This is a genomic window from Bradyrhizobium sp. ISRA442 (assembly GCF_038085055.1).
Lineage (GTDB): Bacteria > Pseudomonadota > Alphaproteobacteria > Rhizobiales > Xanthobacteraceae > Bradyrhizobium.
Genome location: NZ_JALGCN010000001.1, coordinates 360655 through 372769 on the forward strand (window position 1 = coordinate 360655; position 12115 = coordinate 372769).

The following is a 12115-nucleotide window of genomic DNA, read 5'->3' on the forward strand; positions in this document are numbered from 1 at the left end:
AGCAACAATTTCACGACGAGCAGCACGGTCAGAACTGCTCGGGCCGCAGCAGCGCGTAGGTGAGGTAGATCAGGAGGCCGAACGAGACGGCGCCGGCGAGCGTATAATCGAAGATCATGATCCGCTCCGTCACAGCCGTTCGCAGGCGTAGGTGTAGCCGATCGCCAGCGCGAAGAAGGCCGCAGCCAGCGCCAGCATCAGGACGTCCATCATTGGATTGCTCCTCGTTGCGCCCTGACGTTGGACGCAACCGCTTCTCGGGGATCCGGCCGGTGGCGGAAAGCGGAAGGGCTCCGCGATACAAGGCGTACAAGCCGGATTTTCACCGCGCTGAAGTGCCATCGCGGACATAGGTTTTCGAGATGGGGGCTATGGCGAAGTTATAGGAATTTCATAAAGCTTGCGCCACAACGACGGCCTGGGGGTATGGGTCCCGGCCTTCGCCGGGACGACAGTGGAGAATGGGCGCGGCCGGTGCCTCCTTCCAGCACAATATTCGCACCTACGACACGACGCCCCATCCCACACTTATGAAATCCCTATATCTTCCGCCCTTCCCTCATCTCGTTTTCAAATGCCCATCCAGCCATCTTGGAGAGGCCGGCCGACTGACCGACGCCGAATTCCAGGAGGCCTGACATGACCACCGCTCTCCGACACTATGATCCGCTCGCGCTGAGCGAGGGGCTGCATCGTGCACATGCGATGACGCGGCCCTTGATGCTCGAAATCATCGACCACGCGTGCCGGCGCTTTCCGTCGCTCGGGCAGAGCGAGCGCATGATGCGGCTGATCGATGCGGAGGCCTGGGCCGACGCTGCGTTGGCACTGATGGCGCTCGAGCTGCCGCTGTGGCAGGTCCGGCGCGTCGCCTATGACGATGGCGAATGGTACTGCGCTCTGTCGCGCGAACGCGAGTTGCCGGATTGGCTGGACGCCGCGATCGAAGCCCGTCACGCCGACCTGTCGCTCGCACTGCTCTCTGCTTTCGTCGAAGCGCAGGTATCGGCTGCGGACGTGCCGCAGCCCAGCGTTCCCTTGGTGCGCCCTGCGCCGGATCTACGGTATCAACCTCTCGTCTGCGACAATTTCGGCTAGGCCAACATGATCGCGCTCAAGATCATCATGCTGGTCGCGTTGATGGGCGCGTTGCAGCTCGGCCTGCGCATCACCGCGACCCCGACCCCGGACGCCTAGCATGCAGCTCCTCAAGGGAAATCTGGAGCACGCGATCACGGTCACCATCCTGACCATGACGCTGACCTTGATCTGGGGCGCCGTCCTGACGCTCGTGATCATGCTTCTGGCACGCGGGCTCGGGGTTTAGCCCCCCTCACCTCTTCGCTTCCAAGCAATCGGGCACCACCCGCTGTCGCGATACCGGCGTGAACCACCTATCCGGCGGAAAAGACCCGGCCGATCTGGCGCAACTTCACGGAACCGTGTAGAGCGGTTTCCATGAGCAGCAGCAACGTCAACGTCGTCACCCACCCCCTGGTCCAGCACAAGCTCTCGCTGATGCGGGAGAAGGACCGCTCGACCAAGAGCTTCCGCGAAATCCTGAACGAGATCGGGATGCTGCTCTGCTACGAGGTGACGCGCGACCTGCCGCTGGAGCTGGTCGAGATCGAGACGCCGATCGCGCCGATGCAGGCGCCGAAGATCGCCGGCAAGAAACTCACGCTGGCGCCGATCCTGCGCGCCGGCGTCGGCTTCCTCGACGGTATGCTGGCGCTGATGCCCTCGGCGCGCATTGCTCATATCGGGCTCTACCGCGACCCCGATACGCTGCAGGCAGTCGAGTATTACTTCAAGGCACCGCAGGATCTGTCCGACCGCACCGTGATCCTGATGGACCCGATGCTCGCGACCGGCAACTCGGCCTGCGCCGGGGCCTCCCTGCTCAAGGCGCGCGGTGCCCGCGACATCCGCTTCGTGTGCCTTCTTGCAGCACCGGAGGGCATCGCCAAGTTCCAGCGGGAGCACGCCGACGTGCCGATCTGGACCGCCGCGATCGACGAACGACTCAACGACCATGGCTACATCGTGCCGGGCCTCGGCGATGCCGGCGACCGAATGTTCGGCACCAAGTAGACAGGTTTGCGCGATCGGGTTACTGCGGTAGCCATGCGCCAGAATGATCGATCGCTGCAATCGCTGATCGGCACCGGATCCGCCGCCGATGCCGCCTTCGTGTTCGACGGCACGCCGGTTTCGCGCGCGGAATTGTCCCGCAGGATTGACCAGACCGCTTCCTGGCTTGCGGCTCAGGGCATCGGCAAGGGCGACGTGGTCGCGGTCTGGCTGGTCAACCGGATCGAATGGGTCGCGCTTCTGTTCGCCGCCGCCCGCCTCGGCGCGATCGTTGCCGCCGTCAATACCCGCTACCGCAGCGCGGAGGTCGCCCATTTGCTCCGCCTGTCCGGCGCGAAGCTGATGGTCGTCGAGTCCGCCTTCCGCTCGATCGATTTCGCTTCCATTCTCGCCGATGTCGCCAAGGCCGACGTGCCCGAACTGCAGAAGCTTGCAGTGGTCGGCGCGGACGCGATCTCCGCGCAGTGGTCATGCGCGCGGTTCGATGCCTTCGACAAATCCTATCCGCCGATAGTGGCGCCGCAGGACGATGTCAATCTGCCGGTGCTGCTCTATACGACCTCGGGCACGACCAGGGGGCCGAAGCTGGTGGCGCATTCGCAAGCGACGCTCGCCACGCACGCGGTCTCCGTTGCCAAGGCGCTGGCGCTCTCGCCGCAGCGCCATTCGATGCTGGCGATGCTGCCGTTCTGCGGCACCTTCGGCATGACCGGCCTGCTCGCCTTCCTCGCCGGCGGCGTGACCATCCATGTACTCGACGCCTTCGAGGCGGCGCCGGCGTTGACGATCCTGGGCGAGCACGGCATCACCCACGCCTTCGGCTCCGACGAGATGTTCCGTCGCATCCTCGCGCTGACTGATGTGCCCCGGCCCTTCCCGCGCGTGGAAGTTCTCGGCTTCGCCGCGTTCCAGCCGGGCTGGCGTGAGCTCGCCGCGGAGGCCGAGGCGCGCGGGCTGCCGCTGTTCGGGCTCTACGGCTCGAGCGAGGTGCAGGCGCTGTTCTCGATCGGCCGCCCGAGCGACACTTTCGCCGACCGCATCGAGGGCGGAGGCTGGCCGATGTCGCCGGAAGCTTTGGTGCGCGTGCGCGACACCGAGACCGGCGCGCTCGCCACTCACGGCGTCTCCGGCGAGATCGAGATCAGCGCACCATCGCGGTTCCTCGGCTATTTCAACAATCCGGAGGCGACGCGCGATGCGATCACGGCGGACGGCTTCTTCCGTACCGGCGACATCGGTCGGCTGCGCGGCGACGGTTCGTTCGTCTATGAGACCCGCGCCGGCGATGCCATGCGGCTCGGCGGTTTCCTGGTCGCGCCGGGCGAGATCGAGGACGAGCTCAAGGCCTGTGCCGACGTCGCCGATGCCCAAGTGGTCGCGGTCGATCTGAAGGGCCAGGCGCGTTGCGTCGCCTTTGTCATTCCGGCCGGAGAGCCGCCACAGCACGACGCACTGGTGGCGCGCCTGCGCGAGCGGCTCGCCGGCTACAAGGTCCCGGCACGGATCTATGTCGTGGATGCGTTCCCCGTCACCGACAGCGCCAATGGCGTCAAGATCCAACGCACCCGGCTTCGCACCATGGCGATGGAACGGATTGCTTCCGAATAGGGCCGACTATTTCAGATAGCTTGCGAGATTCATGCTGAGAATCTTGGAGATGGCCGAATAAGACGCGGTGAGCTGCGCCTGATAGGTCGAAAGCTGCGCCGTGATGGCGGCGACGTCGACGCCGGTGAGATCGCCCGACAGCGTCTCGGCGTAACTCTTGTAGTCGCTCTGGCGGGCGCTTGCGGTCTCGATCGAGGATGCCGCGCTGGACAGCCTTGCCTGTACCGCCGCAGTGTCGTCGAGCGCCGTGCCGGCGAGATCGAGCGCGCTGGAGATATCGGAGGATGACAGCGAGGTGCTGTTGGCCACGAACTTCAGGACCCGCATCACCTCCTCGAACGCGGAGTTGTCCGCGGTGACGCCGTAGGACACGGTTTCATCAGCGGCGACGCGTACCGAGGCAACCTCGTCATCACCATTATAGTAGCTGGTATCGGCCGTGGTCGTGGAGCCCGCGCCGGACGAGAAGCTCGTGAGATCGACCGGCGCGGTGTCCGACTTGCCACCGGCGAAGACGTACTGGCCGTCATACTGAGTGTTCATGAGCGAGCCCATCTCTTCCAGCATCTGCTGCGCCGAAGAGATCACCGAGCTTGTCTCGGTCGCGCTGCCGGTCGAGGCGGCGCTGAGCTGGGAGCGGAGCTGGGTGATGATATCGGTCATCGAACCGACGGCCGAATACATCACCTGCACCTTGCTGTCGGCGAGCGTCGCCGCGTCGATATAGGATTGCGCGCGCGTCACTGAGACTTGAAGGTTGACGACGTGCTGCGCGGTCGAGCCGTAACCGCCGAAGTCCGTCGAGATGACGCCGGAGGATTCCTGGATCTGCTCGTTGGCCATTACCGACTGCACGCGCAGCGCGTCGGCGATCATCGCGTTCGACTGGGCGAAGGTGGCGACACGCATCGCGACCATGGCGCGGCTCCTTATGTCGACTGAACGGCGGTGAGCAGCGCCGAATACATGGAGTTGATGGCCTGGATCAGCGCGGAGGCCGCCGAATACTTGTTTTGCAGCGTGCTCAGCCGTGCCGATTCCTCGTCGAGGTTGACGCCAGATTGCGAGGACAGCGAGTTCGCATAGGTCGACTGCACAGTCTCCTTGGCCGTGTAGTTGGAGGACGCCTGCGACGACTTGCTGGCGACGTCAGCCACGATGGCCGAGGCGTAGTCGGCGAATGACCCGGTGGTGGCGGCGAGCCCGCCGGTCGAGGTAAATGTCCGGGAGGCCGTCAGCGCGTTGTAGAAGGCGTTCACGACGCTGGCCGAGCCCGACGACAGCACCGTGCTGCCGACGGTCAGGCTCGACGAGGAGTCCAGCGTCGCGAGCTGCAACCCGTTGGTGCCGGACAGGATGCTGCTGTTCACGGCGACGTCGGATGCGCTCGTCCCCGTCACCAGGTCGTTGAGGCCAAAATATTCCGAAAACCCCTCGCCCGAGCTGCCGACCGAGCTCGTCATCTCGTTGATCGCGACGCCGTTGCCGGAACCAGTCGCGGTGACCGAGAGATGGCCATTTGCATCGACCGAAGCGGACAATCCGGATATGCCGTTGATGGCGGTGACGAGATCGCCGACCGTGGAATAGGACGACAGATCGAGATCGCCATAGGAGACGAGATTACCGCTCTGGTCGGTGACGGCGATACGCACCGTGCCGGTGGCGGAAAGCGCCGAGGCGCTAGTGACGTCGGTCGTCCCGGTCAGGCTGGTCGGCGCCGGCACCGAGGAGGCACTGTTGGAGACGCTGTTCATCGCAGACGCGAGCTGCTGCGCGAGTTGGTCGAGCTGGGATTGCGCCGCCGGCAGCGTCTTGTCACGCAGCGTGACCAGCGCTCCGATGTCGCCGCCTGTGATCTGCGAGGTTACATCGACGCCATTCACGGTGATCGCGCTGAGCTCGCTCGACGACGAGCCCGCCGTGTAGGTGGTCGACGCCGTGACGTTGGCCGCGGCCGTGTAGCTGATCGTATGCGCCGTGCTGTCGACCAGCGCCTGGCCCGAGGTGGTGTAGATCTGGAGATCGCCGTTCGAGGCCGTGAAATAGCTGATGTTCATCTTGGAGGCTATGTCCTGGAGCGCCGTATTGCGCCGGTCCTCCAGGTCCGCGGTCGACTGGCCCGCCGCCGCCGTCTGCTTGATCTCAGCGTTGAGGTCCGCGATCTGCTGCAGGTCCGCATTGACGTCGTCGATCGAGGACGCGATGTCCTGGTCCGCGTTGGCGCGCAGCTTCTGGATGCCGCTCGAGGTCTCCCGTAGCTGGCTCGCGACGTCGTCGAGCGCGCTGACGACGTTGGATTGCAGGGACGCGCTGCTCGGCGTGCTCGCCAGCGACGACAGGGCCGATTCCAGCGAAGCAATGCTGTTGGCGAGCGAGGTCCCGGTCGAGGAGCTGTCGGAGCTGGAGGTCGAGCCGTAGAGTTTTTCGAGCGACGTCAGATAGGTGTTGGTGGTGTCGGCCGCACCGAGATCGAAGGTCGCGCCGATCAGCGACTTCAGGAGCAGCTTGTCGACGGTCGAGGTGATGCCCGTCACGGTGACGCCGGTGCCGACGCCATTGGTAACGCTGCTCGACTGCGTTGCGGTCTTCTCGGTATAGCCTGTCGTGTCGGCGTTCGAGATGTTCGACGACGTCACGCTGATCTGCACCTGCGTGGCCGAAAGCCCGCTGAAGGCGATCAACCGTGCGATGTCGAGCGACACGACGTGACTCCTCCCCGGCTCGTCAGGCGCTGCGGCTGGTACCGCTGGAGACGGCACGCGCCGCGACGCGGCCGGAGGCGCCGTAAGGCGACACCGCCGCGATCTGCTCGCGGATCGCCTGCATGACGGCCTCGATCCGACGATTGCTCGCCTCGATCGCGGCGCGCAGGCGCGCCAAATTCTCGTCCATCGCCACGCGCAGCTTCAGGATCCGCTCCATGAGCTGTTCGCGCAGGAGTCGGTCGCGCACGTGAAGGCTGGTCTGCCCCGCTGCACATTCGGCGACCGTACGCTCGAACACCTCCGCCAGCCGGTTCTTCTCGTCGACCTGCTTGAGGCGCGAGGCTGGCAGGCCCTTGGCGAGCTCCGCATTCTCCTCCGCGACCAGCATGGTCAGGGTGTCGATGAGTGCGATCAGCGATTTGATCCGCGCGTCGCCTTCGACGGCGTTGATCCTCTTGGTTTGAGCTAGGGTCATGGTCATCGCCTTCTTCTAATTGTGCCGCCGGCCACGGCTGGTCTGCGCGTTGCGCAGGTAGGCGCCGATCGCGGTCGTCCGGACGCTTGCCTGCCGCATCTCGCCCTCGATCGCCGCGCATTCCCTGAGCAGGCCATGGCGGGTGGTCTCGATATCGTCGAGCAGCGCGAGAAGCTCCTTGCGGTCGCTGCCCTCCACGGTGGCGGCGCGCGCCACCAGCCTGCGCAGCCGCCGCAGCAATGCTTCGCCCGCGGCCTTTGCCATCTCACCGCGCATCGCTCACCTCATCGCCGAGATCAAGGTGTCGTACATCTTGTTGACGGTCGAGATGACCTGGGAGGCGGCGGAATAGGCCTGCTGCGCCGAGATCATGCTCGAGAACTGGCTGCTGGTGTCGGTGGTCGATGATTCCAGCTCACTGCCGTAGATCGTGCCAGCACCGTTCTCGCCCGACGCCTGCAACGCGGCGTTGCCCGACGTCACGGTCGCGGAGTAGATGCCGTCGCTGGACGCGGAGAGCCCATTCGGGTCGGCAAAGGTCGCCACCGCGATCTTGTAGATCGCGATCGTCTCGCCGTTGGAGTAGGTGGCGTCGACCACGCCGTTCTTGCCGATCGAGATGCTGGACAGCTTGCCGTAAGACAGGCCGTCCGAATCGATGCTGGTGACGCTGACGGACGGCGTCGTCTCGCCCGAGGCATATTGCGTCAGGCCGTCGGTCTTGCCGGCGGTGCCGAGATCGAGCGTGATCGTGCTATCGGCGGCGCCGTCGATCCAGCCCGTCACCGCGACGGTGGCCGGATCCGGACTGGTGCTGGCGATCGAGCCGTCGCTGTTGAAGGTGATGTCGATGCTGCCGGAGGCGGTGCCCGTGGCGGTCGTCGTGTCTGAAGACGAGGTCGGATTGGCGAAGCTGGCGCTCCAGGTGTTGGAGCCGGTCTTGGTCCAGGTGATCTGCATCGTATTCGCCGCGCCGAGCGAATCGTAGACCGTCATCGAGCTGGTATAGGTGTCGCCGGTTGCGGCATCCGATGGCAGGTTGGCCGCGATCGTGGTCTTGGTGGTGGCGCTGCCGCTGGTCGAAGCGACCTGGGTGTTGATGGCCTCGAGATTGCTCGCCGACTGGCTGCCGACGACGTTGCCGTCCGCATCGGTGCGCCAACCCTCGAGGTAATAGCCGTTGTTCTCGAGATAGCCGGCATTGTTGATCGTGAAGGCGCCGTTACGGGTGTAGGACACGGTGCCGCCCGAGGTGGCGCTGGTCACGACGAAGAAGCCCGAGCCCTGGATCGCGACGTCGGTGGCGTTGGAGGTCGTAGCCAAGAGGCCCTGCTGGGTGATGTTGGCGCGGCCGGAAACGGTGACGCCGCCCGAGGCATAGGAGGTCGTGTTGCTCGAGGCGGTGACGAGCGCGTCGAACATCGCCGACGTGGTCTTGTAGGCGGTCGTATCGGAATTGGCGATGTTGTCGCTGATCATCGACAGGGACTGACTCTGGGCGCTGAGCGCCGAGATCGCCGAGGACAATGCACCGGTGAGACTCATGATGAACTCCGAGGAAATCAGGACGTAAAATCAGGAGGTGACGCCGATGATGTCGGCGGCGCTGACCGAGACGCCGTTCACGGTGAGCGATGGCGTCGAGGTCGAGGTGTCGATGCCGGTCACCGTGCCGGTGACGGTCGTGTAGTTGAGGACCGAGTTGCCGGCGGAATCCGTCGCGGTCACCGAGATGGTGTACTGGCCGCCGTCGGAGAGCTGGTTGCCGGCGGAGTCCTGGCCGTCCCATGTGAAGCTGTTGGATCCGGCATCCCCCGTTCCGGTGCCGGTCCACACCGTACTGCCGGAAGAGTCCTTGACGCTGATCGAGACGTTCGAAGCGGCAGAGGACAGCGAATAGCCGAACGTCGCCGAGCCGTTGCTCAGCGTGGAGGTGTCGGTCTTCGCCTCGACGGTATGGCCGATATAGTTCACCGAGTTGAGCGTCACGAGGCTCGAGAACGAGCTCGCCAGCGAAGAGAGGTTGGTATTGATCGACTGCTGCTGGCTGAAATTCGCGTAGGAAGTGAGCTGATTGATGAAGTCGGTGGTCGAGGTCGCGTTCAGCGGATCCTGGTTCTGCAGCTCGCTGACGAGCAGGCTCAGGAAGTCACTCGACGTCAGCGCAGACGCAGACGACGTGCTCGACGAGGACGTCGTGGTGGTAGCAGTCGAGACGGAGCTCGTTGCGGAAACGGTCATCAAGCACTCCGGTTCTCGTGCGCCCGGTCGTGACGATGTCGGCGGGCGGCACTTGAAATCTGTGTGCTGATGAAACGCGTGGGCCCGCAAATTCAGGCGCGGATTTGCGTAACGGATGCGAGCTGCACGCGATGCCTTCTCCTCGTCGTCCCGGACAAGCGCAGCGGAGCGGAGCGCCGATCCGGGACCCATAGCCACAGGATGCAGTTTTGGCGACGACTCGTGGTTACCAACCTCGCGCAACAACTGTGCCGTGTGGGTATGGGTCCTGGCTTTCGCCAGGACGACAGCGAGGACGAGTGGCCGTCGCGTCTCACTACGCGCAGGCGTGCGCGCGCATTCGATCGTTAAGGCGGGACGGCGATCTGTGCATAGTCAGGACACGCCGGAACCTTTAGCTCCCGGCCGTCTCGCCCTCGGTGCGCGGCTCGGCGGCGTCGCTGTTCAATCTCTTCGCAGCGGCGACGACGCGATCGGCGAGGCCTGCGGGGGCCCGCACGGGGGACGCTTCGAGCGCGCGGCGTAAGGTGCGCGCCTCTTCCAGAAGCGCCTGCGCGGCGGCAGAGCGGGCGAGCAGTTCCTCTGCAGGCAGACGCCGGTCGTCGGGCCAGAGCGAGAGATCCTCGCCCAGCCGATCAATCAGGTCCTCAAACTCGATGACGTCCATCGCCTGCCGGTCCCGTCTTCCGCGGCGCCCGTCATAAAGCATTGCGGGCGCGGCGGAAACCGGATTCCCGCGGGGCCCAGGCGCCAAAAGCGCCGGATGCACTGCGGAAAGCGTCCGAAACCGCGGCCCCAAACGACGGCCCTGCCCTTTCGGGGCCGGTGAGACCAGTGGCTTCAGCGCTTGCCGGCCGAATCGGCCGGGCCCGCCTTGGCGCCCCGCACGGTCGCATCGACATGCTCCCAGGCCTCGCGAAGCTCTGTCAAGCCGGCAATGATGCGCCGGAAACTCTCGCGCGCATGCGGCCGGCCATAGGCCTTCAGGCTCGCCATGATGAGGGCGTTGTAGGTCTGGAACAGCCGCTCGGCCACCGCCCCGCCCTTGGCGAAATCGAGATTGTGGCTGAGCCCGCGCAGGATCGCGGTCGCCTTCATCAGGTGCTCGTGCCCCTCCTCGAAGCGCCGCGCCTCCTGCGCCGCAAGCGACTTCTGCAGGAAGGTGATCGTGCCACCGAGCAGCATCGACACCGCCTTCAGCGGCGGCACGGTGGTCGCGATTCCCCGATAGGCCTGATTGGCCATGTACGCCATCGGATTATGCATCATCAGTCACTCGAGCTGGAGTTGAGCAAGGCCTTGAGATAGGTGAGCGTGTTGTTGGCGCTCTCGATCGCGGCCTGATAATTCGCGTATTGCGTCTGGAGCTGCGTCTGGTAGGCGGACGCGGCGCTTTCGATATCGTCGACCTTCTGCTGGAGCTCGTTGTCGCGGTCCTGCAGGTTGGTGATCAACGTCTGCAATGCGCCCGTGCTCGACGAATAGGTCTTGGCGATCTGGTAGAGCTGCGTCGCGATGCCCGAGGTCGAGGTCACCGTGATCGATTGCGACGTCGTCCCCGAATAGGTGAAGGCCATGCCGGCATAGGCCGTTCCGGCGTTGCCGATGATCGTGGTGCCGCTGACCGTAAACAGCGAGGAATCGCCGCCGACCGAGGCCGAGGTGAGATTGCCGGAGGAATCGACGGTCAGGTCGAGCGTGAAGGATTGCGGCGAGGTTCCGGTGTTGACGACGCTGAGCTGGCTCGACGAGGTCTTGGTCTGCGCCGACAGCAGCGTGGTGACGCCGCTCAAATTGGTGTCGAGGATTTCCGACAGCGTCGAGGTGTCGAGCTCGAGCTCGTTTTTCTCGTTGAAGGACAGGCCGAGGTCGGCCATGGTCAGCCCGCCCACGGTGCTGTTGAGCGCGTTCTGGAGCGCATCCATGATGTCGCGCATGGTGCCATCGCCGAACAGCACGGCGCTCGATGACGCCGTGCCGTCCGAATCGGTCGCCTGCTGGGCTATCACCGCATCACGAAAGGTGTTGTAGTTGGTGACGAAGGTCTCGACCGCAGATTCGATCTGGCTGGTGTCGGGCTCGATGCTGATGTTCAATGTTGCTCCGTCGGGTGTCGCCTGGAGCAGGTTGAAGGTCACGCCGGTGAGCACGTCGGTGATGTCGTTGGTATCCCGGGTCATCGAGATGCCGTCGAGGGAGAATTCGGCGGCCTGCGCTTCCTGCAGCACATCGGTGAAGGCACCAGAGCTGTCGGTGACCCCGAGCTTGTTCAGGATGTCGTCGCCGGACGAGCTGGAATAGGTGATGTCGGCGGCATCCTCGGTTCCCGTCAGCACCATCTCGTAGGAACCGCTCGACACCTGGACGATCGAGGCCTGGACATTGGTGGTCGCGGTCTGGGCATTGATGGCATCGACGATGTCCTGGAGCGACATCGTGCTGGTGATGGTGATGTCGGCAGTGCTTCCGCCCTCGAGGCCGAGCGAAAAGGCTCCGGAGTAGCCGAGCTCGGCGGTCTGGCTCGACTGCGAGGTCCCGACCACCTTCTGCGCGGTGGCGATCTGGCTGATCGTCAGCGTATGTTCGCCGGTCGCAGCACCGTTGCCGACCGACATCGACAGCGCGGAGGACGCACTCACATCGCCGGTCGAACTGATCGTTGCCGCGCGAGTGGCAAAGGCGTTGGTCGCTAGTGAATTGACGACCGAGGTCGCGAGCGAGGAAAGCCCGCTGGACAGTGTCGAGAGGTCGGTCTGCAGCGCCTCGTAGGCGGAGACCTTGGCCTCGTTGTTGGTGATCGTGGTCGAGATCGTGGTCGCCTGGGCCAGCTTGGCATTCACCGCCGAGGTGATCAGCGCGCTCCAGTCGATGCTGGTCGACGTGGTGGTGCCGGTCGTGGTCACCGAGGAGGCGGTCGAACTGGTCGCCGCCGTGCTGGTACTTGAACTGACGCTGGTCACTTTGCTGCCCGCTTCATCCCAGTGAGAAC

At 64.7% G+C, this 12115-nt stretch carries 14 protein-coding genes; 4 read left to right on the top strand and 10 right to left on the bottom strand.

What is annotated here, in order from left to right; genetic code table 11:
- Window positions 1-28: 28 nt before the first annotated feature.
- Complete coding sequence (locus tag MTR72_RS01620; protein ID WP_280965978.1) at window positions 29-118, bottom strand: K(+)-transporting ATPase subunit F; 90 nt, start codon at window positions 116-118, stop codon at window positions 29-31.
- 521 nt (window positions 119-639) lie between these two features.
- Between MTR72_RS01620 and MTR72_RS01625 the strand changes: the two genes are divergently transcribed.
- From MTR72_RS01625 to MTR72_RS01640, 4 genes are all read left to right on the top strand, one after another.
- Window positions 640-1098 (top strand): hypothetical protein, encoded by a 459-nt coding sequence (locus MTR72_RS01625; protein ID WP_280965979.1) that lies wholly within the window; start codon window positions 640-642, stop codon window positions 1096-1098.
- Between the two features lie 100 nt (window positions 1099-1198).
- Window positions 1199-1327, top strand: a complete 129-nt coding sequence (locus tag MTR72_RS01630) for a hypothetical protein (protein WP_280965980.1) — start codon at window positions 1199-1201, stop codon at window positions 1325-1327.
- A gap of 131 nt (window positions 1328-1458) precedes the next feature.
- On the top strand, window positions 1459-2094 hold the full coding sequence (gene upp / locus MTR72_RS01635) for a uracil phosphoribosyltransferase (protein ID WP_280965981.1): 636 nt from the start codon (window positions 1459-1461) through the stop codon (window positions 2092-2094).
- Between the two features lie 33 nt (window positions 2095-2127).
- Window positions 2128-3702: an AMP-binding protein gene (locus tag MTR72_RS01640; protein ID WP_280965982.1), complete on the top strand. Its 1575-nt coding sequence runs from the start codon at window positions 2128-2130 to the stop codon at window positions 3700-3702.
- 6 nt (window positions 3703-3708) lie between these two features.
- Here MTR72_RS01640 and MTR72_RS01645 read toward each other — a convergent pair whose 3' ends face one another.
- The 9 genes from MTR72_RS01645 to fliD all read right to left on the bottom strand — a co-directional run bounded on the left by MTR72_RS01645 (window position 3709) and on the right by fliD (window position 12086).
- Complete coding sequence (locus MTR72_RS01645; RefSeq protein ID WP_280965983.1) at window positions 3709-4620, bottom strand: flagellin; 912 nt, start codon at window positions 4618-4620, stop codon at window positions 3709-3711.
- Window positions 4621-4631: 11 nt separating this feature from the next.
- Window positions 4632-6407: a flagellar hook-associated protein FlgK gene (flgK, locus tag MTR72_RS01650; RefSeq protein ID WP_280965984.1), complete on the bottom strand. Its 1776-nt coding sequence runs from the start codon at window positions 6405-6407 to the stop codon at window positions 4632-4634.
- A 22-nt stretch (window positions 6408-6429) separates the two neighbouring features.
- Window positions 6430-6885 carry a flagellar protein FlgN gene (locus MTR72_RS01655; protein ID WP_445819538.1) on the bottom strand — a complete coding sequence of 152 codons (456 nt, stop codon included), beginning with the start codon at window positions 6883-6885 and terminating at the stop codon, window positions 6430-6432.
- A 15-nt stretch (window positions 6886-6900) separates the two neighbouring features.
- Complete coding sequence (locus MTR72_RS01660) at window positions 6901-7161, bottom strand: hypothetical protein (RefSeq protein WP_280965986.1); 261 nt, start codon at window positions 7159-7161, stop codon at window positions 6901-6903.
- A gap of 3 nt (window positions 7162-7164) precedes the next feature.
- A complete protein-coding gene (gene flgE, locus MTR72_RS01665; RefSeq protein ID WP_341510020.1) occupies window positions 7165-8430 on the bottom strand; it encodes a flagellar hook protein FlgE in 1266 nt (421 codons plus the stop codon).
- Window positions 8431-8460: 30 nt separating this feature from the next.
- A complete protein-coding gene (locus MTR72_RS01670) occupies window positions 8461-9126 on the bottom strand; it encodes a flagellar hook assembly protein FlgD (RefSeq protein WP_280965988.1) in 666 nt (221 codons plus the stop codon).
- A gap of 394 nt (window positions 9127-9520) precedes the next feature.
- The gene (locus tag MTR72_RS01675) at window positions 9521-9793 is read right to left on the bottom strand and encodes a hypothetical protein (RefSeq protein ID WP_280965989.1); all 273 of its coding nucleotides are present in this window, start codon (window positions 9791-9793) and stop codon (window positions 9521-9523) included.
- 173 nt (window positions 9794-9966) lie between these two features.
- On the bottom strand, window positions 9967-10395 hold the full coding sequence (locus MTR72_RS01680) for a flagellar export chaperone FliS (protein ID WP_341510021.1): 429 nt from the start codon (window positions 10393-10395) through the stop codon (window positions 9967-9969).
- The gene (gene fliD, locus MTR72_RS01685; protein WP_341510022.1) at window positions 10395-12086 is read right to left on the bottom strand and encodes a flagellar filament capping protein FliD; all 1692 of its coding nucleotides are present in this window, start codon (window positions 12084-12086) and stop codon (window positions 10395-10397) included. The genes MTR72_RS01680 and fliD overlap by 1 nt, the downstream gene beginning before the upstream one ends.
- Window positions 12087-12115: the final 29 nt, after the last annotated feature.